This is a genomic window from Amycolatopsis sp. WQ 127309 (assembly GCF_023023025.1).
Classification (GTDB): Bacteria; Actinomycetota; Actinomycetes; order Mycobacteriales; family Pseudonocardiaceae; genus Amycolatopsis.
On the sequence record NZ_CP095481.1, the window covers coordinates 1,040,745 to 1,066,359 of the forward strand.

A 25,615-nucleotide genomic window follows, 5' to 3' on the forward strand; every position below is an offset into this window, starting at 1 on the left:
CGTGCGCCGCGGGTCCGGGTTTCGCCACCCGGACCCGCGGCTACGCGACGCCGACCAGGACCGGCGCCACCTTCGTCTTCGGAACCAAAGCCGCCAGCGCGACGCCCGCCAGTGCGGCGCACGCGGCCACCGCGAACGTCGCGCGGAAGCCGCCCAGCGACGGCACCGCCAGGCCGCCGACGCTGATCGTCAGCTGGGCCAGCATCGCGGCCATCACCGCGCTCGAGACCGCCGTGCCGACCGAGCGCATCAGGGCGTTCAGGCCGTTCGCGGACGCCGTTTCGGTGACCGGCACCGAGCCCATGATCAGCGCGGGCATCGCCGCGTAGGCGATCCCCACGCCGGCGCCGATGATCACCGAGGCCGTGATGAGCTCGAGCGCGTTGTCCATCAGCACGATCGCGAACGCGTAGCCGACGGCGATCACCAGCGCGCCGCTCATCAGCGTCGGCCGCGGGCCGAACCGGGTGATGAGCCGCGCCGACACCGGCGAGAGCAGCATCATCACCAGGCCGTTCGGCGCGAGCGTGAGCCCGGATTCGACCATGGTCTGACCGAGCCCGTAGCCGGTCGACGACGGCGCCTGCAGCAGCTGCGGGAACGACAACGCCATGGCGTACAACGCGAAGCCGACCATGATCGACGCCAGGTTCGTGAACAGCACCGGACGGCGGGAGGAGACGCGCAGGTCGACCAGCGGGTCGCGACGGCGCAGCTGGTAGGCGCCCCAGCCGACCAGGATGACGACGGCCAGCGCGGCCAGGCCGAGCGTCGGCGCGCTGGTCCAGCCCCACGTACCGCCCTTCACCACGGGCAACAGCAGGCAGAGCAGGCCGGCGGCCAGGCCGAGCGCGCCGAAGTAGTCGAACGGCGCGGGCGTGCGCAGCGACGACTCCGGCACCACGGTGAGGATCAGCAGCGCGCAGGCCAGGCCGAGCCCGGCGGCCGTCCAGAACAGCACGTGCCAGTCGGCGTTCTCGGCGACGAGCGCCGCGACCGGCAGCCCGATCGCGCCGCCCACCCCGAGCGTCGCGCTCATCAAGGAGATCGCGCCGCCGACGCGTTCGGGCGGGAGCTCGTCACGCATGATGCTGATGCCGAGCGGGATCACGCCCATCGCGCAGCCCTGGAGCCCGCGGCCGAGGATCTGGAACGCGAGCGCGCTGGTCGTCGCGGACACGACGGAACCGGCGACGAGCACGGCGAGGCTGATGAGGATCATCCGCCGCTTGCCGTAGAGGTCCCCGAGCCGGCCGCTGACCGGCGTGATCACCGCCGCGGCGAGCAGCGTCACCGTGACCACCCACGACGCGTCGGCGGCCGACGCGTGCAGCAGCTTCGGGAACACCGGGATCAGCGGCACGACCAGGGTCTGCATGAACGACGCCACCAGCCCGCACGAAGCGAGGACGACGACGATCGCGCGGCCGGACCCTTCGGGACGGGACACCACACCCCCAGATGTGTAGTTAGTACGCATCATGCAACTTCATGCACTGTACCTACGTGCTGGGGGATTCCGATCCATTCGTGCTCGATGCCGCACATCTCACAGCCAGGTGCGCACTCCACCGTGCCCCGAGCAGGTCCCGGAGTGGTTCTGGCTGTAGCTGTAGGTGCCGTCCTTGCAGAGAGCGGTCGCGCCTGCGGGGCTGCTGCCGGGCCGGTGCACGCAGTTGCCGTCGACGTTCCGGTAGTAGTCGGCACCGCACGCGGCAGGTTGCGGCGCGGGCTTGGCCGTGGTCTTCGGCGCCTGGGCCTTCGCCGCGGTCGTCTTCGGAGCGACGGCTTTCGGCGCGACGGCCTTGGGGGCGACGGTGTTCGGCGCGGCCGGAACCGTCGTGGCGACCGGCACTTCGGACGTCGTCGGCAATGCGGAGGTGGCCGGCGCCTCGGTCGTGACCGGAACGGAATACGTCGGCGTCGAATAGCTCGATGTCGTCGGCGCGATCACCCCGACGTTGCCGGTGTCCTTGTACTGCTGCGGACCCGCGCCGCAACCCGCGACCAGCAGTCCCGCCGCCAGGACCAACCCGAGCTTCTTACCCACTACCACTCCTCAGCCAAGCGAATCAATGCCGCCTAGTCGGTGCCCGGAAACCGTTTGTTACAGCGAAAATCGCACGCGAAGTCCATTACGCTGTGAGCAAATCCCGCCCCGCTCGCCCGCGCTCGCCCCTAATCTCTCGGCATGGAGCTCGTCGAGATCACCCCGCGGCTGCACCTGATCCGGGACGCCTTCGTCCAGGCCTACCTCTGGCAGGACGACGACGGCCTGACGCTGATCGACACCGGCCTCGCCGGCTGGGCGCCCGGTATCACCGCCGCGATCCGCTCCGCGGGCCGCGATCCCGGTGAGCTGCGCCGGATCGTGCTGACCCACTACCACTCCGACCACACCGGCGCGGCCGCCGATCTCCGCGCCGCGGGCGGGGTCGAGGTGCTCGCGCACCGGGCGGACGCGCCGGCGGTGCGCGGCGAGCAGCCCGCCACCCCGCCGGTGCTGCTCGACTGGGAGCGTCCGCTGTACGAGCAGACCGGCGCCGAGACCAAGGGGCTCACCGGGCCGCCCTGCGCCGTCGACCGCGAACTGGCCGACGGCGACGAACTCGGCTTCGGCGGCGGCGCGAAGGTCCTCGCGATCCCCGGGCACACCGACGGCAGCATCGCGATCCACCTCCCGGCGCACGGCGTCCTGTTCACCGGCGACTCGGTCTCGCAGATGGACGGCGTCGCCATCCCCGGCGTGTTCAACACGGATCGCCCGCGCCTGCTGGAGTCGTTCCGCAGGCTGGCCGCGCTGGACGTCGACATCGCGTGCTTCGGCCACATGGATCCGTTCACCGAGCACGCCGGCAAACGCTTGCGCGCCGCTCTCGACGGGCTGGCCTGAATCCGCCCTAGACTCGCCGGATGTCCTGGTTACGGCGGTACGTCACCGAACTCGCGGTCACCGTCGCCGTGCTCGCGGGCTCGCTGTTCGCCGTCCTGAGCGACACCGCGGAGCCCGGGAACCACGTCGTGCTCGGCTGGGTGCTGACCATCGCCGGCTGCGCCGCGCTGTTCCTGCGCCGCCGGTACCCGCTGGGCGTCGCCGGGTTCGCGCTGGTCTGCTGCGCGCTCTACTACCCGCTCACCGATCCGGACGGGCTGGTGCTGCTGGCCTTCGCCTACACGCTCTACACGGCCGCCGCGGCCGGGCGGATCCGCGGCGCCGCGCTGCTGGTCGTCGCGGCGATGGCCGGCGTCGTGGTCGGCGAGATCAGCTCACGGTCCGGGCGGCACGTCGACAACTTCGCGTTCTTCCTGATGACGGGCTGGTTCGTCGCACTGGTCGCGGGCGGCGCGGTCGCGCACTTCCGCGCCGCGGCCGAGCGCACCAAAGCGGCCGAAGCGCGGACCGACGAGCGCCTCCGGATCGCGCGCGAGCTGCACGACGCGCTGGGTCACCACCTCGCGCTGATCAACGTCCAGGCCGGGGCCGCGCTGCACCGCCGTGATCCGGAGCAGGCCGAAGAAGCGCTCGCGGCGATCAAGGACGCGAGCAAGACGGCGTTGCAGGAGCTGCGCGCGACCCTCGGCATGCTGCGCCAGAGCAACGGGCCCGCGCTTTCCCGCGTCGCGGAGCTGGCCGAATCGGCCGGCGCGTCCGGGCTGACCGTGCGCACCGAGATCGACGGCGTCGCCCGGGACCTGCCGCCGGACGTCGAGCACGCCGCGTTCCGCGTCGTCCAGGAAGCTCTGACGAACGTCGCGAAGCACGCCGCCGCGAAGACCGTCGTCGTCCGGCTGGGCTACGGCGAAACCGAGCTGTCCGTGCAGGTCGACGACGACGGGCGCGGCGGCACCGCCCCGGCGGGCAACGGCATCCGCGGCATGACCGAGCGCGCGCGGGCACTCGGCGGCGACGTGACCGCCGCGCCCCGTGAAGGTGGCGGCTACCGCGTGCGCGCCCGGCTTCCGGTGCGATGATGGGCCGATGATCCGGGTCCTGCTCGTCGACGACCAGCGGCTCGTCCGCGCCGGCTTCCGGTCCATTTTGGACGGCGAGAACGACATCGACGTCGTCGCCGAAGCCGCCGACGGACGCGAAGCTCTGCAGGCCGCGCACGACCACCGCCCGGACGTCGTCCTGATGGACATCCGGATGCCGGTACTAGACGGCCTGGCCGCCACCCGGCACCTGCTGGCCGACCCGGGGATGACCGGCACCAAGGTCGTCATCCTCACCACTTTCGACCTCGACGAAGACGTCTACGGCGCCCTTCGCGCGGGAGCGAGCGGGTTCCTGGTCAAGGACACCGAGCCCGCCGAACTGATCCACGCGGTGCGCGTGGTCGCCCGCGGGGACGCGCTGCTGGCGCCGTCCGTCACGCGGCGGCTGATCTCCGAGTTCGCCGCGCGCGTCACCCGGCCGACGCCGTCACCGGCGCTCGACCGGCTCACCGACCGCGAACGCGAAGTGCTCTCCCTGGTCGCCGCGGGCATGTCGAACGACGACATCGCGCGCGAACTCACCCTCAGCCCGGCGACGGCGAAAACGCACGTCAGCCGCATCATGACCAAGACCGGCGCGCACGACCGCGCCCAGCTCGTCGTCCTCGCCTACGAGTCCGGCGCGGTGACGCCGCGCTGGCTCACCCCCTGAGCCGTACTCCCGCGGGAGTACGGGAAAGGCCTTAAGGGACACCGCTGGGTGCACGCGAAGTGCCCTCCGGAGCGCGACGCGCAGCAGGCCCGCACTCGCGATTCTTGTCCACCATGGACACCATCACCCGCACCACCGGCGGCCGGCTGGCGCGCCTGGCCGGCTGGGCGCAACGCCACCGGTGGCTCGCCGTCGCACTCTGGGCCCTGGTCCTCCTCGCCGTCACGTTCACCTCCCGGCTCACCGGGAGCGCCTTCCACGACGACAACTCGCTGCCGGGCACCGAGTCGCAGCAGGTCGTCGACCTCCTGAAGACGACCACGCAGCCCGGGGCGGACGCGCAGATCGTCTTCAAGTCCGACAGCGGGCTCGCCGCCAGGCGTGCAGCGGTTGACAACGCTCTGATAAATGTCCGATTGCAGCCGCACGTGCGGTCGGTGACCGGCCCGTTCGACAGCCCGGCGACGCTCTCGCGGGACGGCCGGATCGGCTACGCGACCGTCGCGTTCGACGCCGCGTCGGCCGACCTCCCCTACGACGACATCGTCAAGGTCGTCGACACCGCGAAGGCAGCCGACGGCGTCCAGGTGGCGCTCGCCGGTGACCCGATCAAGCGGGTCTCCGAAGGCGGCGGCCCGGCGGAGGGCGTCGGCCTGCTCGCCGCGCTGGTCGTGCTCGTGTTCCTGTTCCGCTCGCTGCTCGCCGCGGGGCTGCCGGTCATCACCGCGGTGTTCGCGGTCGGAAGCACGCTCGGCGCGATCACGATCCTCTCGCACTACGTCGGCATCGCGAGCTACACGGCGCCGCTGATGATGCTGGTCGGGTTCGGCGTGGGCGTCGACTACTCGCTGCTCATCTTCTCCCGCTACCGCGCTGAGATCCTCGCCGGCCACGACCGCGACACAGCGGCACGGCGCGCGCTCGACACCGCCGGGCGGTCGGTGCTGTTCGCCGGAACGACGGTGATCATCGCGTTGCTCGGCCTGCTCGCTCTCGGACTCGGCGGGCTGCGGGGCGTCGCGCTGGCCGTCGCGCTCACCGTCCTCATGACGATGCTCGCGTCGGTGACGCTGCTGCCCGCGCTGCTGTCGCTGTTCGGCGAGCGGCTCGAACGCGGCATCCACAAGCACGCCGTGAAACGCTCGAAGGGGGCCGGGCCTGGAGCGAAGCCCCAGGTGACACCGCGCGAGCACGGCAACGCCTGGCGGCGGCTCGCCGACGGCGTCCAGCGGCGGCCGCTGGCCCCGCTGGCGATCGGCCTGATCGTGCTCCTCGGGCTGGCCATCCCGGCCGCGGGCATGCGGCTCGGCTTCGCCGACTCGGGCACGGACCCCGCCGGATCGACGACGCGCGAGGCGTACGACCTGATGGCCGAAGGGTTCGGGCCGGGCTTCAGCGGACCGCTCGCCGTCGTCACCGAAGACGGCGACCCCGTCGCGCTGCAGCAGCGGCTCGCGTCGACCCCCGGGATCGCCCGCGCGCTGCCGCCGACGGGCCTGACCGTGCTCGCGTTCCCGACGACGTCTCCCCAGGACGAAGCGACCGCCGAACTGGTGACGCGCCTCCGGACCGAGGTCTTGCCGTCTCTGCCGGGCCACTACCTGGTCGGCGGTTCGGTCGCGGCCGCGACGGACTTCGCCGACGCCGTCGCCGACCGGCTGCCGCTGTTCGTGCTGGTCGTCGTCGGGCTCTCGGCGTTGCTGCTGATGGTCGTGTTCCGCTCGATCCTGATCCCGCTGAAGGCGGCGCTGCTGAACCTGCTGAGCATCGGCGCCTCGCTCGGCGTCATGACGCTGGTCTTCGGCGACGGCTGGTTCGGCGCGCAGTCCGGCCCGATCGAGGCGTTCGTGCCGGTGATGATCTTCGCAATCGTCTTCGGGCTGTCGATGGACTACGAGGTGTTCCTGGTGTCGCGGATGCACGAGGAGTGGCGGCGCACCGGCGACGCGCGCCTCGCGGTGCGCGAAGGGCTCGCCGCGACCGGCGGCGTGATCACCGCCGCCGGCGCGATCATGGTGCTGGTGTTCGGCGCGTTCCTGCTCGACCCGTCCCGGATGCTGGCGCAGTTCGGGCTCGGCCTGGCGGTGGCGGTGCTGCTGGACGCGCTGCTGATCCGCTGCCTGCTCGTCCCGGCGATCATGCGCTTGCTCGGCGCGCGGGCCTGGTGGCTGCCGCGCGGGCTGGACCGGCGGCTCCCGCACGTCGCGCTGGAACCGTGACTCAGAGCCGCGTCGCCACCGCGGCGGCCAAGCTCCGGGCGGGGGCGCACAGGTCTTCCGGTCGCGCGTCGCTCTTGTCGACGTCGACCACCAGCTCGTTCGTCTGCTGGTGCTTGGCGTCGACGTAGGTGCGGTAGACGATGGTCACGGTGCAGCTGGTGTCGCCGCGCTCCCGCGCCTGCACCCGGGCGGAGTAGCGGCCCAGCTGCACCGGCGTCCCCGGTTGCCGGATCTCGGCGGCGGTCCGGTCGAACAGGACCTTCACCAGCCCGGGCCGGTCGGGGTAGCTCCAGTCGCACGCCCAGTTCGCGAACCCGGGAATCCGCTCCACCGGGCCGGCCCCGAGTGCCTCGGTCGTCGCCGCGGTGTCCAGCAACGCGCAGGCGTCCTTGCTCGCCAAGGAGCCCGCGGGGAGCTGGCGCCGCGGGATCTGGCCGCGCCCCAAAGCCGTCCGGGCGCGGGCGGCGACCGCCTCGGCCATCCCGCAGAAGTCGTGCTTCGCCGCCGGGTCACCGTCCGCGCCGACAACCACCTGAGTCCCGGCGTCCGGCAGCAGCAGGATCCGGGTGCAGTGTCCCGGTTCGGCGGGCGGCCGCTGGACACCGAACCCGCCGTCCCACTGGACCGGCATGGGTTCTCGCGTCCCGGTGGCGAGTTCGACGCTGACGTCGACGTAGTCCGCGCGGTCCCCGGACGGGTACACGAGAGCGTCGCAGCGGTTGAAGTTCCCGAAGTCGTCCGATTGCTCGACCACGCCGTAGCCGCCGAGAGCGTCGGGAAAGGTCACCGCGCAGGGGTCCGCGGTGCGCGGCGCGCCCATGATCGACTCACCGGGCGCGGCCGCCGGACGCGCGGGAGAGAACACCGCACCGGCGACGACGAGCGCCGAGGCCGCGCCGGCCACCGAGCCCCACAACCACACCGGAGTCCGCGCCGGCCTCGGCGGGTACGACGCCCGCGGCAGCGCGAACCAGGCGGCCTCCGAGGTCTCCTTCACCTGCACCCGGCACGACCGGTAGGTCTCGGCTTCCGTGCTGTGCCGGACGACTTCGGCGTAGAACCAATCGGACGTGATGAGCGCGAGTTCGCCTTCGGATCCGGCCAGCGCCGCCTTCAGCTCGGCCGCGTCGAGCAGGCGGAACGCCTTGGTGATCGCCGGCGAGGTCGCCCCGCGGGCGTCGTGGACGACCTCGCCGGCGTGCAGCGCCGCCCGGATCCGCATCCGCGCCTGCTCCCGCTGACCGGCGTTGTACCGCTGGATCCGCTCCGCCAGGACGTGCGGAACGCGCTCCACGAAAACCGACTTGGGCACCGACGCGGGCGCGAGGAGGAAGAAGCCGTCGCCGGTCCCCTCGCACCGCAGTTTGCGCCAGCGCACGCCGGATTCGCGGAACGCCACCTTCAAAGCCCGGTGCAGACCCGCTTTCATGGCGAGGAGATCGGGCGTCGTCCGCTTCTCGGCGCCGTAGCCTTGCACGTCGACCACGAAGATCGTTCGATGAACGGGTTCTTTCACCTCTCCGGAACTCCTTCTTGCCGTGGCAGGAAAATCGAGACAGTACCGGCCACGGCACGAGAGCTGGATGCATTCAGCCCGATCGGGTGACGGTCAGCTCCCCCACGTCGTCGGCGTCTCGGACAGGCTGAAGTCCAGGGCACCGCCCGTACGCAGGAAGGACGCGTCGAGCTTCCAGTCCCGCTGCGGCCGGCCACCGCGGCGGACGTCCGCGACGTACTTGCCGCTGCCCGACGTCGTGATCCGGATCGGGGCCCCGGCCGCCGGCCGGATCACCGCGCTCGGGAACAGCGGGCTCGACAGCAGCAGCTCGCCCGAGCCGGGCGTGCGCGGGTAGATGCCGAGCGCGGCGAAGACGTACCAGGCGGACATCGTGCCGAGGTCGTCGTTGCCGGGCAGGCCCGCCGGCCCGGTCGTGTACACCGAGTTCACCAGCTGCCGGACGGTCTCCTGCGTCTTCCACGGCCGGCCGAGTTCGTTGTACAACCAGGGCGCGTGGATGTCGGGCTCGTTCGTCGGGTCGTACTTGAGCGGGCCGCCGCCCTTGAGCAGCCAGTTCCCGTTCGCGTCGTGGAAGAAGCCGTCGAGGCGGGTGACGGCGGTCGCCTTGCCGCCCATCGCGTCGGCGAGGCCGGAGACGTCCTGCGGGACCATCCACGTGTAGGCCGCCGCGCTGCCCTGGGCGAAACCGCGGTCGCTCGCCGGGTCGAACGGCGTCACCCAGCTGCCATCGACGTTGCGGGCCTGCATGTAGCCGGTGGCCGGGTTGAAGACGTTCCGCCAGTACGCACCCCGGGCGTGCAGCTCCGCGGCTTCGCGAGTGCGACCGAGCAGCTCTGCGAAATGTCCGATTGCGTAGTCCGCGACCGCGTCTTCGAGCGTCTCCGCGGCACCGCCCCAGCAGTGGCAGACGTCGTTGGGCGCGTAGTGCGAGGTCAGGTACTGCGCGAGGTTCGGGCGCTGGCCGACGCACTGGCCGGGGCAGCCACCGTCCTGCAGGCCTTCCGGCCGCGGCACGGTCGCCTGCTTGTACAGCGAATCGAACGCGCCGCGGTAGTCGAAGTTGCGGACGCCCATCGCGTAGAACGTCGCGAGCGTCGCCGCCGTCGGATCGCCGGTCATCACGTGCGTCGCACCGTTGACGTGCACCCAGCGGTCCCAGACGCCGTCGTTCTGCTGCGCGTAGTTGTAGAGCGACTGCGCGAAGTTCCCGGCGACACGGGGTTCGAGCAGGGCCAGGAGCTGCACCTGCGCGCGGTACTGGTCCCAGCCGGAGAAGTTGGAGTACTGCGCGTCCTGCCCCCGGGCGACGCGGTGAGGCTTCTGGTCCATCCCCAGGTACTGGCCGTCGACGTCGCTCACGAGGTTCGGCTGCTGCAGGCCGTGGTAGAGCGCGGTGTAGAAGGTGACCTGCTGGTTGGCCGTGCCGCCGCCGACGGCCACGCGGTTCAGCTCGGTGTTCCACGCGCGTTTCGTTCCGGCCGCCACGCTGTCCACAGTGGACTTGATGGGCTGCTCGGCCCGCAGGTTGCGCTCCGCGCCGTCGAGCGAGACGTACGAGATCGCGATCCGCATGGTGACCTTGCTGCCGGGCGCGAAGGTGACGTACCCGCCGGAGCCCCGGCCGGCGCGGTCGCTGCCGGTCGCGTACCCCTCGCCGCCGGTCTGGTCGAGGCCGCCCGGCTGCAGCGTCGCGTCCTTCCACGTCCCGGTGCCGGCGAACGGCTGGTCGAACTGCGCGGTGAAGTACAGGCGGTAGTAGGACTTGCGGTTGTTGACGCCGCCGTTCGCGCGGCGGCCGCAGAACGCGCCGGTGAGCACGGAGCCGGTGACCTTGCGGTTCGCCGGGTCGAGGTGCGTCTCGGCGTCCTCGCTGCCGTTGAGCGAGTTCGACGTCCGGAAGAGCAGGTTCGCGGGTTTGCCCGCCGGGTACTGCAGGGCGCCGATCGCGGTGCGTTCGGTGGCGGCGACGTCGGTGGTGACGCCGTTCGCGAGCCCGAGCTTGTAGCGCCCCGGCGTCGCGGCTTCGTCGGCGTGGCTGAAGTTGCTCGCGTAGATCGCGTCGGTGGTGTCGGCGGTCGGCGACGAGGTGACGTCCCCGGCGAACGGCAGGATCGGCACGTCCCCCGCGGCGCCCGGGTTGCAGCCCGCGCCGTTGACGTGGGTGAGGCTGAGGCCGCGGATCCGGGTGGTGTCGTACTGGTAGCCGTTGGCCGCCCCGGTGCTGGTCTGGTCCCCGCGCGTGCTGGTGGGGCTCCAGGCGAGCATCCCGAAGGGCGCGGTGGCGCCGGGGTAGGTGTTCCCGTCCCCGGCCGAGCCGATGAGGGGATCGACGAAGTCGGCGGGACTCAGCCCGGAGGCGGCCGACATCGTTGTCAGGCTGGAGGCGAGCAGGACGGCGGCGAGGACCACCGTGACGGGACGGCGCATGGGCGGAGATTAACCCGCTCCGATGGCTTTCCGGCGAATTCGAAGTGGACAAGCTTCCGGACACCTACGAAAAGCCGTGAAGGCCTCCTTACCGGCTCTAACAGCCGGTAAGGAGGCCTTCACGGACCTTGCTTATTCGTAGATCTCGCCCTTGGCGGCCTTCTCCACCAGCGAAGCCGGCGGCTCGAAGTGGTCGCCGTACCGGGCGGCCAGCTCACGCGACCGGTCGACGAAGCCCTGCAGGCCACCGTCGTACTGGTTGATGTACTGGATGACACCGCCGGTCCACGCCGGGAAGCCGATGCCGAAGATGGAGCCGATGTTGGCGTCCGCGATCGACGTCAGCACGCCCTCGTCGAAGCACTTCACCGTCTCGAGCGCCTCGGCGAACAGCATCCGCTCCTTGAGGTCCTCGAACGGAACCTCGGCCGAGCCGGACTTGAACGCGTCGCGCAGGCCCGGCCACAGCCCGGTGCGCTTGCCGTCCTCGCCGTACTCGTAGAAGCCCGCGCCCGTCGAGCGGCCCTTGCGGTCGAACTCCTCGACCATCCGGTCGATGACGCCCTCCGACGCGTGCGCCTTCCAGGTGCCGCCCGCGGCCTCGACCGCCTCGCGCGTCTCCTTGCGGATCTTGCGCGGCAGGGTCAGCGTCAGCTCGTCCATCAGCTGCAGCGGCGGCGCCGGGTAACCGGCCTGCGAACCCGCCTGCTCGATCGACGCCGGCTCGACGCCCTCGCCCAGCGCGGCGACGGCCTCGTTGATGAACGTGCCGATCACGCGCGAGGTGAAGAAGCCGCGGCTGTCGTTGACGACGATCGGGGTCTTCTTGATCTGCAGCGTGTAGTCGAAGACCTTCGCCAGCGTCGCCGGCGACGTCTTCTCGCCGCAGATGATCTCGACCAGCGGCATCTTGTCCACCGGGGAGAAGAAGTGGATCCCGATGAAGTCCTCGGTCCGCTGCACGCCCTCGGCGAGCGTGGTGATCGGCAGCGTCGAGGTGTTGGAGCCCAGCACCGCGTCGGCGTTGACGACGCTCTCGATCTCGCCGAACACCTTGTGCTTGAGCTCGACGCTCTCGAACACGGCCTCGATCACGAAGTCGACGCCCGCGAAGTCGGCCGGGTCGGCGGTCGGCGTGATCTTCGCCAGCAGCGCGTCCGACTTCTCCTGCGTCGTCTTGCCGCGCGAAAGGGCCTTCTGCTCGATCTTGGCCGCGTAGCCCTTGCCCTTCTCGGCCGCCTCCTGCGAGACGTCCTTGAGGACGACGTCGATGCCGGCCTTCGCCGACACGTACGCGATCGCGGCACCCATCATCCCGGCCCCCAGCACGCCGACCTTCTTGGCCGTGTACTTCTCGAAGCCGTCCGGCCGCGAGCCACCGGAGTTGATCGTCTGCAGGTCGAAGAAGAACGCCTTCGTCATGTTCTTCGAGACCTGGCCGGTGGCGAGGCTGATGAAGTAGCGCGTCTCGATGGTGATCGCGGTGTCGAAGTCGACCTGCGAGCCCTCGATGGCGGCGGCCAGGATCGCCCGCGGCGCCGGCATGTTCGCGCCCTTGATCTGCTTGCGCAGGTTCGCCGGGAACGCGGGCAGGTTCGCCGCGAAGCTCGGGTTGGACGGCGTGCCGCCCGGGATCCGGTAGCCCTTGACGTCCCAGGGCTGGACGCCGCCTTCGGGGTTGGCCTTGATCCACGCCTTCGCGGCGGGGACGAGCTCCTCGACGGTGTCGACGACCTCGTGGACCAGGCCCAGCTCCAGCGCCTTGCGCGGACGGTGGCGCTGGCCCTGCAGCAGGACGTTCAGCAGCGCGCTCTGGATACCCAGCAATCGGACAGTGCGCACAACGCCGCCGCCGCCGGGCAGCAGGCCGAGCGTCACCTCGGGCAGGCCGATCTGGCTGCCCTTGGCGTCGGCCGCGATGCGGTGGTGCGTCGCCAGCGCGATCTCCAGGCCACCGCCGAGCGCGGCGCCGTTGATCGCCGCGACGACCGGCTTGCCGAGCTGCTCGATCCGCCGCATCTGGCCCTTCATCAGGCCGGACGACTCGGTGAACTCGACCGCGTTCTCGGGCTTGGCCTGGATGAGGTCGTTCAGGTCGCCGCCGGCGAAGAAGGTCTTCTTCGCGGAGGTGATGACGACGCCGGTGATGGAGTCCTTCTCGGCCTCCAGGCGGTCCACGGTCACGCCGAGCGACTCGCGGAAGTCGGCGTTCATGGTGTTCGCCGACTGCTTCGGGTCGTCGAGGGTCAGCGTGACGATGCCGTCCTCGTCCTGCTCCCAGCGGATGGTCTTGCTCTCAGCCATTAGTGTCCTCACACCCGCTCGATGATGGTGGCGACGCCCATGCCGCCGCCGATGCACAGGGTCACCAGGGCGCGGCGCGCCTGGCGGCGTTCGAGCTCGTCGACCACGGTGCCGACCAGCATCGCGCCGGTGGCGCCGAGCGGGTGACCCATGGCGATCGCGCCGCCGTTGACGTTGACCTTCTCCTCGTCGAGGTGCAGGTCCTTGATCCACTTGAGCACGACGGACGCGAACGCCTCGTTGAGCTCCCACAGGTCGATGTCCTCGGGCTTGAGGCCCGCGGTCTTCAATACTTTTTCGGTGGCCGGGGTCGGACCGGTGAGCATGATCGTCGGCTCGGAGCCGATCGACGCGGTCGCCACGATCCGGGCGCGCGGCGTCAGCCCGAAGGTCTTGCCGATCTGCTCGGAGCCGACGAGCACCAGCGCGGCGCCGTCGACGATGCCGGAGGAGTTGCCGCCGGTGTGGACGTGGTTGATCTTCTCGACCGAGTGGTACTTCTGCAGCGCGACGGCGTCGAAGCCGCCCAGCTCGCCGATGCCGGCGAACGCGGGCTTGAGCTTGCCGAGGCTCTCGACGGTGGAGCCGGGGCGGCGGTGCTCGTCGTGGTCCAGGACGGTCACGCCGTTGATGTCCTTGACCGGGACGACGGACTTGGCGAAGTAGCCGCCGGACCAGGCCGCCTCGGCCCGTTCCTGCGAGCGCACGGCCCACGCGTCGACGTCTTCGCGCGAGAAGCCCTCGATGGTCGCGATCAGGTCGGCACCGGTGCCCTGCGGGACGATGTAGTTGTCGTACGCGGTGGCCGGGTCCATGAACAGCGCGCCGCCGTCGGAGCCCATCGGTACACGCGACATCGACTCGACGCCGCCGGCGATGATCAGGTTGTCCCAGCCGGAGCGGACCTTCTGCGCGGCGGTGTTGGTGGCTTCCAGGCCGGAGGCGCAGAAGCGGTTGAGCTGCACGCCCGCGACGGTCTCGGGCAGGCCCGCGTTCAGCGCGGCGGTGCGCGCGATGACCGCGCCCTGCTCGCCGACCGGCGAGACGACGCCGAGCACGACGTCGTCGATCACGGCGGGGTCGAGGTTCGGGTGGCGGACCTTGAGCTCTTCGATCAGGCCGACCACCAGGTCGACCGGCTTGGTGCCGTGCAGGGCACCGCCCTTGTTCTTGCCGCGAGGCGTGCGGATCGCCTCGTAGATGTAGGCCTCGCTACTCACAGAACACTCCTCGCGAGCGGATGGGACGTCTTCGTACCCTGACCGATGATACCGGCCAGTAGCGCTAATGGCCATTAACATATCTCCGGATAACCCCATGGTGTCAATGGGTTGCCGTTGTGCTGTTAGCCGCTATCGTCGACTCACCATGACCGACTCCGTACGTGCCGCGCGACCGCGCGACCGCAAGGCCCAGCTGGCCGCGGTCGCCGCCGGGCTGTTCCGCGCGCGCGGCTTTCCCGGGGTAGGCATCAAGGACATAGCGGACGCGGCGGGCGTCACCGGGCCGGCGTTGTACCGGCACTTCGCGGACAAGCAGGCGATCCTCGCGTACGTCGTCCTGAGCGGTTTCGAGGACTTGGAGGCGGCGACGGCTTCGGCGCTGTCGGACGCGGTTCCGCCCGTTGACCAGCTGGAAGACCTGCTCACGAGGCTCGCGGCGCAGGCCGTCGAGCGCCGGGAGATCGCGGCGCTGTGGCGCTGGGAAGGCCGTCACCTCCCGAAGGAAGACCAGCGGGAGATCGCCCGCAGGTCGACGCTGGCGCTGGCGTCGTGGTCGAAGGCACTGCTGGTCCAGCGCCCGGATCTGCCGGCCGAAGACGCCGAGCTGCTGTGCTGGGCGGCGCTGTCGGTGTTCGGCAGCGTGTCGGTCCACCACACCGCCGTGGCCCGCCGCCGCTTCGCCCAGCTGCTGGTCGAGCTGGCCCTGGGTGTGCTGAACGCCACACTCCCGCTGCCCGCCTCCGCGCCTTCGGATACGCCCTCGTTGCGCTTGGGTACGCCGTCCCGCCGAGAGCAGGTCCTGGCGGAGGCCACGGCCCTGTTCGCCCAACGAGGCTTCCACGACGTGAGCATGGAGGACATCGGAGCGGCGGCGGGCATAGCCGGCCCGAGCGTCTACCGCCACTTCCCGAGCAAAGCGGCCTTGATGGTCGCAATCGGCCACCGAGCGGCGGACCGCCTGGCCTTGGCGGCAGAGCAGGCACTACAGGCCCCCGACGAGCCGACGGCACTACGCCGCTTGACGGCGTCGTACGTCCGCACGATTCTGCACACGCCGGAGCTGTTGGTGTCGTTCTCGGCAGACCGGGTGACGATGCCGGACCGCGACAAGGCCGACCTCCTGCGAGTACAGCGCGATTACGTGGCCCAGTGGGTCACGCTGCTATCCGTGGTTCACCCGTCCTTGCCGCCACGGGAAGCGAAGATCACGGTCCACGCAGCGCTGACCATCGCGAACGACCTGGCCCGCACCCGCAGGGTGGCAGCCCGCCCCCACTTCGAAGCCGAGCTGACGACGCTGCTGCACACGATCCTCGCCGTCGCCTGACCGGCCTACACCTCTGTCGCAACGGCGGCAATTACGGGATCATGGCCGCAGGCTTGGTTCTCCGTCGAGAGGAGAAACGTGACGCGAAGTCCACGATCCGGCGATGAAGCAGGGATCGAGTCCTCACTTCTCGATCTCAGTTCGGTGCCGCTGAAGACGCTGCGAAGCCTTGACGGCAAGGTACTGAGCGAAGCGCTGCGGCACGTGGTCGAGCGCGTCGCCCACATCCCGATGACCGTGAGCGGAAGTCAAGGTGCGACTCGCGTCGAGTGACGGCGCGCCACCCGGAACCGATTCCGGGTGGCGCGTGAGGCCATCGCTCGGCAAGGCCCGCTACAGCGGCATCGGGTCGATGTCGCAATGGGCCCGGACTCCACGCGCGGCTGACTCCGTGCTCGGGTGGTTGTTCCCCAGCACTCGGGCGGACCGCTTCAGCACATCGTTGTGCAACGAGTCGGCGGCCGCGTTTTCGCCCAGCTCACGAAGGTCAAGCGAACGGTTGAGCTGGACAGCCAACGTCGTCGGGTGGTCCTCTCCAAGGGCGTTACGAGCCTTGTCGAGCAGAGCCGCGTCCATCTCGGCTGCCTCCGCCACTCGTTCCAGGGCGAAGAGGTCACTCGCCAGGTTGATCCCGCACGCGATCGAGTACGGATGGCCGGCGCCGAGCCGCTCGCGAAACCGCTGCAACGACAGCTCGTCCATGACACGTGCCCCTGCCGGGTTACCGCCGAGCCGCAGGGTCACGCCGAGATCGAGGGCGGCTGCCACCGTGTGCGGGTGGGTTTCGCCGAGCGTCTGCCGGTAATGCCCCAGCACCTCTTCACCGAGTTCGCGGGCTTCGACGAACTTTCCCGCATATCGCAGATCGATCGACTGCCCCAGGGCGCAAGCCATCGCGTTCGGATGCGTGCTGCCGTACCGGGCGCGGAACCTGGGCAGGGCTTCACCTGACAGCTCGAGTGCAGCGTCGTGATCGCCGTTCTTACGACGCGCGACCGAAAGGAAATAAAGGCGGCGGAGCAAATCGGCGCTGTTCTCGTCGCCGAGCCGACGGGTTCGTTCGACGATGCGACCGGTCTCGAGGTCGGCCCCGGCATAGTCCCCGGCCTCCCGGCGTGCGAGCAGGACCACCATCCACGTGGCGACCGTATTGACGTGGTCGGCACCGAAGATCGCGACACGGCGCTCGTGCACTTCGTTCGCCAGCATGCGGGCCTTTACGTACTCGCCGGATAGCAACAACGCGACCGCGAACTCGTGTGCGGCTGCCGCGCTGAACGGGTCCTCGACTCCAAGGCTGTCCCGCGCCTTGAGATGGATCATCTCGTTGATGTTCCGTGCCTCGCCGAACTCGCCGCTTGCCTTCAAGCTGAGCACGTAGGTCAGTTGCGCGTTCAACGTGACCCTGTGGTCTCGTCCGAAAATCTCGACGAAACGATCCAGCGTCTGCTTCGCGACTTCGGCGGCCTCGCCGTACTGCCCGACGCACCACAGATAGAAGGCGAGCCTCTCGGACGCGTTCAGCTCCGCCAGGTTTTCGGCGGGCTGTTCATCTCCTGGGAGCCGCCGGCCCCGACCGGCTGCCCACGCCAGCACCGCCCGTTTCGCGAGCGAGATGGCACTCAGGTGTTCACCAGCGTGGTGCAGGAACGCGAAGAGGAGGGCGACGAGCCGACGCACCTGCGGGTCCCGGCACTCGGCCAGTTCGGCGTCATCGACGTGCCGCAGTATTTCCCGGTACCGCGGCCAGTTTTCCGACGCCGCGGGATCACCCAGCTCCCAGCCGGCCAGCAACAGGTGCGCGCAGTGACGCATCTCCCGCCGCTGCGCGTCATCCATTCTGTTGCGCAACACGACCTGCACCAGCGGATGCAGGCTCAAGGAGCCGGTGCGGTGGTCGATCTCGATCAGGCCGTATCGGCTGATGTCGCGAATCGCCTCGCCCAGCAGTACCGGGTCGCGCAGGAGGGCGGCGAGTTCGGGCGGCACGCCAGGCACATCGGCGAACAGCCGGCGCGAGATGGGGCCAGGCATGAAGAAAGCGCATACCGCGAGAAGCAGACTGGCATCCGGGTTACTCTCGCTCAGCTGGTCGAGCGGCACGTTCCACGCGGCGGCGACGGAAACTTCATAGTCGTTCGGCGCTGACGTACCGAGGATTTCGGCGATCTTTTCCTCGCAGAGTGACAGGTACTGCTTCGCGGACATCCCGGTCTCCACCAGCCAGCGGGCGGCCTGTTCGACCGCCAGCGGCAGGTCGCCGAGTTTCTCCGCGATCTTGTCGGCTTCTGGGCCGATGATCCCGGACCGTCCCAACAGCTCTTTGCTCTCGGCACGCTGGAAGACGCCTACCTCCAGCGGCCGCGCATCGGAAGCCCAGCCTGGATTGCGAGAAGTCACCAGGATCTGCCCGGGCCCGTCGACCGGGAAGAACGGGCGGACCAGGTTCGGGTCCTCCGCCGAGTCGAAGACCAGCAGCCAGCGGCGGTATGGCCGCCCCAGACGCAGGGCCTCCCGGACAGCAGACACGGCGGTGTCCGCTTCGCCGGCGCCGGGCAGCTTCAAGCACTGGGCGAGTTCGGCGAGTCCCGCGCGGATCTGGGTTTCCTGGGTGGCTTGGACCCACCAGACGACGTCGTAGTCCCCCCGGTGCTGGTAGATGTACTCCGCCGCCATCTGCGTCTTGCCCACGCCGCTCGTTCCGAGCAGCACCGATGGCAGGAAGTCGCTCCTTCCGGCACCCAGCTGATCGTCCAATCGATCGAGCAGCGCAGACCTTCCGGTGAAGTGCGGCTTCCTCAGAGGCACAGAGCCCCAGACGGGTGGAGCGTCATCATCCGAACGGCGTTGGCTGACCACTACGGGAACCTCCGGTACGATCTCTGTGCTCTCACACGGGTTCGCTTCGACCGGCGGCAAAGATGCGCGGTCTGCCGGGATAACAGGATGGACAACAGGTTCAGGTCCACTCGAAGAACTCGACTGCTGGAGTTCCTGCGGCGTCGCGTCACTCACGATTCGGATGCTAGCCCACGCCTTGTCGCACCTGGCAATGCCACCGCACTCATATGCCGATCGCCGCTCACGAATACCGACAACACCGGGATGTATCGGTACGCGTTCGAACACGAACTCCGGTCAGCACGGCAAAACCCGGCGCCGCCGGGTTCGGCGACGCGAGTCCGGTAGGATTCTTCACCTGCCCGAGGGTTCTCGGTTCCCGCCGAAGCCGGAACGTCGTCACGCCACACAGCGCCAAGCGATACGGGCCCGGCTTCGCCCACATCGGACAGACAACCGGTGGCCGCCAAGCAGATCCCTTGTGCACTTCCCCAGCGAGAGCCCGGCAGGCCGCACCCGGCGAGCGGAACCCGCGACCGCACTGGCGGGCCATCCACGGTAGATCCCTTCGGAATCTATTCACCACCCGGCGCCGGTCTTTCGTCACCGATTCGCGACCGCGGCTCACCGCTTCGTACCGTGACTCCCGGTATTACACTGCGGAGTTACCCTGTTCGCGAAACGGCGAAACCTCAGGCCACCCGGAGTACGCTGCCCTTTACGGCACGCCCCCGAATGGGTGATCGACGGGCGTGCTACTTTACGCGCGCCTCCAAGCGGGATCTCAATGAGAGGGGAAATCGCGATGCGATCGCCGGGCGGCAAGAGGCGACCGGGGATCCAATCCGAGCTCCTGGACCTCAGTGCCATGCCGCTGTCCGAGCTGCGGAAACTCGACTCCGCGCTCTTGCGCAGTTCAGTGCGCCACGCCGTCGAGCGCACGGCGCACATCCCGATTACGGCGAGCGGGAGCCAAGGCGCGAAACGGGTCGAGTAGGCGGCATCCGTTAGGGTGGACCGTGTCCATCCGCAGTAGTGTCCCCATCGAAACCCCCACCGAGTCGCTCGTGCACGGCGTCTCGTGGGCGGAGTTCGACCTCCTGGCCCGCTCAGAAGGCGGCCCAGCACCGGTCCGGCGGTTACGGGCGGCGGAGCGCAGCCGGCGGCTGCTTCTGCTGCGCGCGATCATCGACGAAACGACCGGGCACCCGGACCGGCACGGACCGCTCGCTTCCGTTGACACTGCGTGGGACCTGCTGGTCCTGGCCGAGGAGACCGACCCGCGGGCGCTCGAAGACGTGCTCACCCACCCCTACACGGGAAGCTGGGTCGGCTACACCACCCGCCTGCTCCGGCATCAGGACGTCATCGACAGCCGTCCGCTCTGGGTCCACATCGGACATCTGCACGCCCTGGCGGCCGCTGCGGCGATACGCGCCGGCGTCGCCGGCTTTCGCATTCAGGTCCCGGCGTGGCGCGGACTGGCAGCCCTGCCGACCCTCGGCATCGCCCACATCGACGGGCTCCCCGACAGCGCCACGGTAGAGGTCCGCAGTGTGGCCGGCAGGGTCGAGATCTCGGCCTGCGGCCGCATCGTGGTGATCCCGGCCGACTCCTCGGCCGACGCGCCCGGCTGGCGGGGGGTCCGGAAGGTCGAGCTGGACTCCGGGGGGCAGCGGCTGGCGATCCGCATCGACGACGTCGACCCCTACCGCGGGCTCCACGGTCCACGGTCGCCCTACCGGCTCTCACCCGAAGACCTTGGGCTTTGGCGTAACATGCTCGGCCGGGCCTGGGAGCTGATCACCCGGCTGGTCCCGGGGTACGCGGACGCCCTGCCCGCCGGCCTCGACACGATCGTGCCCGATCCGCCGTTCCCGTTCCGCCTGCCGAGCGCGTCGAGCGGGGAGGCGTTCGGCAGCGCGGTGATCTGCCGCCCTGAAGACCCGGCGACCCTGGCCGCGGCACTGGTCCACGAGTTCCAGCACATCCGGCTCGGCGGCCTGCTGCAGATCGCGGCTCTCCACTCCAGCGACCGGGCTGAACGGCTCTATGCACCGTGGCGAGACGATCCGCGGCCGCTTGGCGGCGTCATCCACGGCATCTACGCGTTCTTCGCGGTCACGGAGTTCTACCGCGCGCTCAGCGGCAACCAGCCGGACGACGAACTCGCCGCTTTCGAGTTCGCGCACTGGCGGCACCAGGTCGGGAACACCCTGGCCGACATCCGCGAGGACGCCGAGCTGACCGACGCCGGACACCGGTTCCTCGATCACCTCGCGGATCGCCTCGAAGACTGGCGGCACGACGAGGTGACGACAGCCGCCGCGGGCTGGTCGGCGCTGATGGCCGCCGACCACCACGCGGGCTGGCGTCTACGCCACCACCGCCCGGCGCCGGACACGGTCGACCGCCTCGTCGGCGCTTGGCTGGGCGGCGCCACCGTCCCCGGCGCCGATTCCGCCGCCACGATCCTGGTCACCGACCCGGACGGCAGGTGGGCGGAGGCACGGGCGGACCTGCTCCGGGTCCGCCTCGGCGCAGACGGTGAACGCCGGGCCCGGCAGGTCTGGCGGGACGTCTCCGACGCTTCGGAGGCGGACCTCGCCCTCGTGAACGGCGACGGGGAGGCCGCACTCGAAGGCTACCGGGCCGAACTCCGGCGGGATCCCGACCTGCCAGTCGCCCTGGTCGGGCTGGGGCTCGCCCTGCGGATGACCCACGAGGAGAACACGGCAGCCGTCATCCTGAACCGGCCCGAACTGGTCCGAGCGGTACACCGGGGGATCCGGAAGCGGACGAACCCGGCCCCGACGCCCGAAGAGGTTGCTCGCTGGCTGGCCACGACCGACCGGTGAGCCGTCACAAGGGGGTCGGGTCGATGTCGCACACTGCACGCTTCCCGCGTTCGGCGGCCACCGTCATCGGGTGGTCGCCGCGGAGCACCCGGCGGTAGCGGGCGACGACATCCTGCTGCTGCAGGACGGATTCCCGGTCCCGGCCGACCCCACGCAGGTCGAGCGCCCGGTTGAGCTGGGCCGCCAGAGTGATCGGGTGGTCCTCGCCGACGGTGCGACGGGCACGCGCCAGGCTTTCGGTGTCCCGCACCAGCAGCCGCTCTGCCGACATCCGCGAGGAGCCGGGAGTCACCTGGTCGTTCGCGAGATCGATCGCCGCGGCGATGGTGTGTGGATGATCGGCGCCGAGGATCCGGCGCAGGTTCCGAAAAGCGTTGTCGTCCTGTTTCCGCGCCGCCGTGGTCTGTCCCAGCAGCCGGAGCGTCACGCCGAGGTCGATCTCCGAGATCAACGTGTGCGGGTGGCGGTCGCCGAGACTCGCCCGGTACAGGTCCACCGCCTGCCGGCCCAGCTCGCCTGCCGCTTCGAGTTCCCCGGCGTACCGCAGGTCGATCGAGTGCGCCAGCGCGCAGGGCAGCGTATTCGGATGGCTGAGCCCGTAGCGTGAGCGGAAGCGCTCGAGGGTGCTCCTGGACAGCGTCAGCGCCGCCGCGTGCTGACCGTCCTTCCGCAACGCCACCGCCAGGTGGTACTCCCGGCGGACGACGCCCGCGTTGTCGTCCCGGAAGAGGTTGCGGACCCGCTCGACGATCTTCTGCAGTTCCATTCGCGCCAGGGCGTAGTCACCGATCTCGCGCCGACAGATCGCCAGGATGTTCAACGTGCTGATGGTGGCCGCGTTGTCCGGCCCCAGAATTTCCGCGCACCGCGCGTAGGTGTCCTCCCCGATCCGCCGCGCCTCTTCGTACTCGCCGGTGAGGAGCAGCGAGACGACCAGATCGTGGGCGGCGGTCAGGGTCTTCGGCTCATCGCTGCCGAGGATCGCAACGGCCTCGTGAAAGGTCGCCAGGTTGAGCCGGCGCGCGCCGACGAAGTCCCCTCTGGCCTTCAGCACCACGGCCACCGACAACTGCGCGTTCAAGGTCTGCTCGGACCGCTGGCCGGCAGTCTCCTTCTGCTGGTAGAGCCGGAGCGTGCGGTTGTTGATCACCTCCGCCTCCTCGTACCTGCCGAGCACCCACAGGAAGAAGCCGAGCCGTTCCGACGCTTCCAGCGTCAGCGGGTCCGCTTCCCCGAACCGCTCGGTCCAGGACGCCGTCACGCGCTGGGCGAGCAACGTCGCACCGGTGTGGTCACCCCAGAAGTACAAGAATTTCAACAGGTTGATGACGAGCTCGCGCACCCAGTCGTCGTCGCAGTCGATCAGCTCGGCAGCGTAGATGTGCGGGAGCAACGTGTGGTACTGCGGCCAGAGCCGGGCCGCGGCCGGATCACCGGGATCCCGGTTCGCCAGCAGCAGGTGGGCGCCGTGCTGGAGATCCCGCCGGTGCTGGTCGCTCATCCGGTTGCGCAGCACCAGTTGGACCAGCCAGTGCAGCTGCAGCGTGTCGGACCGGTGGTCGACCTTCGCCAGCCCCCATCGGTTGATGTCCCTCAGTGCCTGGTCGAGCTGGGTGGGGTCACGCATGGCGGCGTCGAGCTCCGGAGCGATGGAAAGTCTGCGGACACCGGTGAAGATGCTGCGGGAGATCGGTTCCGGGGCGAAGAACGCACAGACCTGGAGCAGCTGGTGCGCGGCGCGGTTGCGGGTTCCGAGCTCGTCGAACGAGACGTTCCACGCGGCGGCGATCGGCACCTCGTACTCGGTCGGGGCCGAGGTGGCCAGGATTTCCGTGGTCTTCTCTTCGAGGCGCCGCAGGTACTCGTCGACCGGCATGGCGATCTCGGTCCGCAGCGAGGCGGCCTGGGCGAGCGCGAGCGGCAGGTCGCCCAGCTGCGCCGCGAGCCGGTCGGCCTGCTCCGCGCCGAGCTGCGGATCGTGCAGGCTCAGCAGTTCGGTGCTTTCCGAACGGGTGAACGGCCGCACTTCAAGGAGCTGCGGGAAGTTCTCCGGCCAGTCCGGGTTCCTCGTCGTCACGACGATCTCGCCCGGCCCTTCGGACGGCAGGAACGGCAGCGCCGCCTCGGGTTCGTCCGCTGAGTCGAACACGAGCAGCCACCGGCGGTACGGCTGACCGGACCGGAGGGCTTCGAGCACGGCGGGCACCGCGGTGACGGTCTCCGCCGCACCGGCCAGTCCGAGCTGCCGAGCGAGTTCCGTCAGTGACGCGCGGATCTGCGTCCCCTGCGCGGCACTGACCCACCAGACCAGGTCGTACCGCCCGAGGTTCTGGTACACGTACTCCGCCGCGATCTGGGTCTTGCCGAGACCGCCGGTACCGAAGAGCACGGCGCGGCCGCTGCCGTGGAGTTCCTCGGCCAGTTCTTCGAGCACCAGCTGCCGGCCGGTGAAGTCCGGGTTGCGAGCCGGCACGGCGCCCCACACCGTGGGCGCGTCGGTCGTGAACTGGCGGACCCGTTGCAGGGAGTCGGCCGCCTGGTCGTGGACGTCGGCGACGAGGTTCTCGGTCGTGGACAGGGGATTTGTGACGGTTCCGCTCTCCGTTGCCGTCCCGCTCGTGCCGGCCAGCTCGGCTTCCCAGCGCAGCAGGCGATCGGCCCGTCCGGCGTAGGGCCCGGACAAGGTCCGCATGACGGCCCGTTCGATCGCGACCCCGGCGACCAGGTCGGCGTGCGATTCGGGCAGCGGCGCACGGACCGGATCGTCCAGCGCCTCGGCGACCCGGAGCAGCACCGGATAACGGTCACCGAAGCGCCGGGTGGTGGTGACGACGACCCGAGCCGTGTCCGACCGTCGTCCTGCGGCCAAGAGCGCTTCTCGCACGGGAGAGGGGAATTCGTAGACGATGTCGTCCCAGTTCTTGACGGTTTCCGTGGCCGGCGGCACGTCGAGCAGGCCACTGCTGAACACCTCCGCGAGATCGGCGGTGGCCGCTTCCGGCACGAGTTCGGACTGGACGAACCGGGCGATCGGCAGGCTCACCGGCACCGCGGCCAGCAACGTCGCCAGCCGGAACGCCGACGGTGAAGCGATCCCGTGGAAGTGCCTGACACGATCTCCGGCGGACAGCTCCGGTCCGTGCAGTTCGTCCCACGGCTCCGCGGGCTGGGGCTGCGTCCGCGCGAGCATGACGACCGCCTGCACCGGGTCGGGCTGCACCCGGCTGACCAACCGGACCCACCACGAGAGCCAGCGCGCGTCGAGCTCGACGACCGGGATCGGCACCGCGCCGGCGCCCGCGGTCCCCGGGTCCTCGCCGGTCAGCCAGGAATCCGGGAGTTCGAGCCCGTACCGCCGGTTCGGCCGGAACGGCCCTGGCGTCGTGAGCCTGGCCTGGTGGAACTGCGGGCCCGACCGGCCCCAGAGCCGCTGGGGCAGCACCTGGACGATGCACACCGGCATCGTCCGGCCCCACTGGGCGAGCAGCGGGGAAACCAGGTCTTCGCGCCAGGACTCACCCATCCCGTCGGTCAGCACGAGCATCAGGCGGTGACCGGACGGATCGAGCAGCTCCGCGGGCTGCCGTTCCGGCGCGCCCGGCGTGCCACCTCGCAGCACCGGCCCGGACACGACGTCGCCGGTTCGCTTGTCGGTCTCCACCAACCGGATCTGAATGGCCCGGAACGCGCCGAGCTGCCGGAGCAGTGCGAGAAAGGCCGCCACTGTGGGCTGCCACAACGCCATCGACGGGCTCGAGTCGACCACGACGGTCAAGTCGAGGGCGCGGAGCGTGGCCGGCTTCGTCTGCGGAAGCCACAGCCGGTCCTGCGCCGCCTGTTCCGCGGTCAGGTCCTCGTCCAGGACGACGTCCTGCTCGCGGCGCGACGGACGTGTCTGCTTGAGCGGACGAAGCGCCCGGGTGACCGCGGCCGCCTCCGGCAGGAACCGCGAAGGTCCGTTGACCCCTTCGGCACCGCTCGCCCCCAGGATCTCCGCGCTCTTGGCCAGCGCGGTGACGAGCAGCTCAGGCCCCCGGCCGAGCGGCGGGATCGTCGGCCCGGCCGGTTCTTCCGGCGGTTCCGGCGACCCGTGGTCCAGGTCCTCCGGATCGGCCGGTTCTTCGGGCGACTCGAATTCGGGGTGCACGCGAGGAGCGGAATCCCCGATGGCCATCGCCAGCCATACCGCGTCGCCCACTTCGCTCCAGCTCAGCTCGGAGACCGTGGGCACCTCGGCCGGCTCCCGCGA

Annotated in this window: 15 protein-coding genes; 7 read left to right on the forward strand and 8 right to left on the reverse strand. The window is 70.1% G+C overall.

The features are described 5' to 3' along the window. Positions 1-40: 40 nt before the first annotated feature. Both MUY22_RS04360 and MUY22_RS04365 read right to left on the reverse strand, forming a co-directional pair. On the reverse strand, positions 41-1,480 hold the full coding sequence (locus MUY22_RS04360) for an MFS transporter (RefSeq protein WP_371827580.1): 1,440 nt from the start codon (positions 1,478-1,480) through the stop codon (positions 41-43). A 69-nt stretch (positions 1,481-1,549) separates the two neighbouring features. Further along, the gene (locus tag MUY22_RS04365) at positions 1,550-2,050 is read right to left on the reverse strand and encodes a DUF3761 domain-containing protein (protein WP_247057301.1); all 501 of its coding nucleotides are present in this window, start codon (positions 2,048-2,050) and stop codon (positions 1,550-1,552) included. 141 nt (positions 2,051-2,191) lie between these two features. Here MUY22_RS04365 and MUY22_RS04370 point away from each other — a divergent pair, with 141 nt between their 5' ends. The 4 genes from MUY22_RS04370 to MUY22_RS04385 all read left to right on the forward strand — a co-directional run bounded on the left by MUY22_RS04370 (position 2,192) and on the right by MUY22_RS04385 (position 6,867). Then, a complete protein-coding gene (locus tag MUY22_RS04370; RefSeq protein WP_247057303.1) occupies positions 2,192-2,893 on the forward strand; it encodes an MBL fold metallo-hydrolase in 702 nt (233 codons plus the stop codon). 20 nt (positions 2,894-2,913) lie between these two features. Then, the gene (locus tag MUY22_RS04375) at positions 2,914-3,972 is read left to right on the forward strand and encodes a sensor histidine kinase (protein WP_247057305.1); all 1,059 of its coding nucleotides are present in this window, start codon (positions 2,914-2,916) and stop codon (positions 3,970-3,972) included. A gap of 7 nt (positions 3,973-3,979) precedes the next feature. Beyond that, positions 3,980-4,648 carry a response regulator transcription factor gene (locus MUY22_RS04380; RefSeq protein WP_247057307.1) on the forward strand — a complete coding sequence of 223 codons (669 nt, stop codon included), beginning with the start codon at positions 3,980-3,982 and terminating at the stop codon, positions 4,646-4,648. Positions 4,649-4,761: 113 nt separating this feature from the next. Next, positions 4,762-6,867, forward strand: a complete 2,106-nt coding sequence (locus tag MUY22_RS04385) for an MMPL family transporter (protein ID WP_247057309.1) — start codon at positions 4,762-4,764, stop codon at positions 6,865-6,867. Position 6,868: 1 nt separating this feature from the next. Here MUY22_RS04385 and MUY22_RS04390 read toward each other — a convergent pair whose 3' ends face one another. The 4 genes from MUY22_RS04390 to MUY22_RS04405 all read right to left on the reverse strand — a co-directional run bounded on the left by MUY22_RS04390 (position 6,869) and on the right by MUY22_RS04405 (position 14,337). Then, positions 6,869-8,353 (reverse strand): DUF3558 domain-containing protein, encoded by a 1,485-nt coding sequence (locus MUY22_RS04390; protein WP_247057311.1) that lies wholly within the window; start codon positions 8,351-8,353, stop codon positions 6,869-6,871. Between the two features lie 123 nt (positions 8,354-8,476). Continuing rightward, positions 8,477-10,813 carry a GH92 family glycosyl hydrolase gene (locus MUY22_RS04395; RefSeq protein WP_247057313.1) on the reverse strand — a complete coding sequence of 779 codons (2,337 nt, stop codon included), beginning with the start codon at positions 10,811-10,813 and terminating at the stop codon, positions 8,477-8,479. A 132-nt stretch (positions 10,814-10,945) separates the two neighbouring features. Next, positions 10,946-13,117, reverse strand: coding sequence for a 3-hydroxyacyl-CoA dehydrogenase NAD-binding domain-containing protein (locus MUY22_RS04400; protein WP_247057315.1), 2,172 nt, complete (start codon positions 13,115-13,117; stop codon positions 10,946-10,948). 8 nt (positions 13,118-13,125) lie between these two features. Continuing rightward, positions 13,126-14,337 (reverse strand): acetyl-CoA C-acetyltransferase, encoded by a 1,212-nt coding sequence (locus tag MUY22_RS04405; protein WP_247057317.1) that lies wholly within the window; start codon positions 14,335-14,337, stop codon positions 13,126-13,128. A gap of 148 nt (positions 14,338-14,485) precedes the next feature. Here MUY22_RS04405 and MUY22_RS04410 point away from each other — a divergent pair, with 148 nt between their 5' ends. Both MUY22_RS04410 and MUY22_RS04415 read left to right on the forward strand, forming a co-directional pair. Continuing rightward, positions 14,486-15,667 carry a TetR/AcrR family transcriptional regulator gene (locus MUY22_RS04410; RefSeq protein ID WP_247057319.1) on the forward strand — a complete coding sequence of 394 codons (1,182 nt, stop codon included), beginning with the start codon at positions 14,486-14,488 and terminating at the stop codon, positions 15,665-15,667. A gap of 78 nt (positions 15,668-15,745) precedes the next feature. Then, the gene (locus MUY22_RS04415; RefSeq protein WP_247057321.1) at positions 15,746-15,940 is read left to right on the forward strand and encodes a hypothetical protein; all 195 of its coding nucleotides are present in this window, start codon (positions 15,746-15,748) and stop codon (positions 15,938-15,940) included. Between the two features lie 60 nt (positions 15,941-16,000). On the opposite strand, the gene fxsT (MUY22_RS04420) is transcribed toward MUY22_RS04415, so the two are convergent. After that, positions 16,001-18,682 carry an FxSxx-COOH system tetratricopeptide repeat protein gene (gene fxsT / locus MUY22_RS04420; RefSeq protein WP_247057323.1) on the reverse strand — a complete coding sequence of 894 codons (2,682 nt, stop codon included), beginning with the start codon at positions 18,680-18,682 and terminating at the stop codon, positions 16,001-16,003. 845 nt (positions 18,683-19,527) lie between these two features. On the opposite strand from fxsT (MUY22_RS04420), the gene MUY22_RS04425 reads away from it, so the two are divergent. Beyond that, a complete protein-coding gene (locus MUY22_RS04425; protein ID WP_247057325.1) occupies positions 19,528-21,366 on the forward strand; it encodes an HEXXH motif domain-containing protein in 1,839 nt (612 codons plus the stop codon). A 4-nt stretch (positions 21,367-21,370) separates the two neighbouring features. On the opposite strand, the gene fxsT (MUY22_RS04430) is transcribed toward MUY22_RS04425, so the two are convergent. Further along, positions 21,371-25,597, reverse strand: a complete 4,227-nt coding sequence (gene fxsT, locus MUY22_RS04430; protein ID WP_247057327.1) for an FxSxx-COOH system tetratricopeptide repeat protein — start codon at positions 25,595-25,597, stop codon at positions 21,371-21,373. Between the last annotated feature and the right edge of the window lie 18 nt (positions 25,598-25,615).

What these genes read in the sequence shown, in the direction of transcription:
- MUY22_RS04360 (WP_371827580.1), bottom strand. Translation starts at nt 1,480, where the DNA reads ATGCGTACTAACTACACATCTGGGGGTGTGGTGTCCCGTCCCGAAGGG.
- MUY22_RS04370 (WP_247057303.1), top strand. Translation starts at nt 2,192, where the DNA reads ATGGAGCTCGTCGAGATCACCCCGCGGCTGCACCTGATCCGGGACGCC.
- MUY22_RS04375 (WP_247057305.1), top strand. Translation starts at nt 2,914, where the DNA reads ATGTCCTGGTTACGGCGGTACGTCACCGAACTCGCGGTCACCGTCGCC.
- MUY22_RS04380 (WP_247057307.1), top strand. Translation starts at nt 3,980, where the DNA reads ATGATCCGGGTCCTGCTCGTCGACGACCAGCGGCTCGTCCGCGCCGGC.
- MUY22_RS04385 (WP_247057309.1), top strand. Translation starts at nt 4,762, where the DNA reads ATGGACACCATCACCCGCACCACCGGCGGCCGGCTGGCGCGCCTGGCC.
- MUY22_RS04395 (WP_247057313.1), bottom strand. Translation starts at nt 10,813, where the DNA reads ATGCGCCGTCCCGTCACGGTGGTCCTCGCCGCCGTCCTGCTCGCCTCC.
- MUY22_RS04400 (WP_247057315.1), bottom strand. Translation starts at nt 13,117, where the DNA reads ATGGCTGAGAGCAAGACCATCCGCTGGGAGCAGGACGAGGACGGCATC.
- MUY22_RS04410 (WP_247057319.1), top strand. Translation starts at nt 14,486, where the DNA reads ATGACCGACTCCGTACGTGCCGCGCGACCGCGCGACCGCAAGGCCCAG.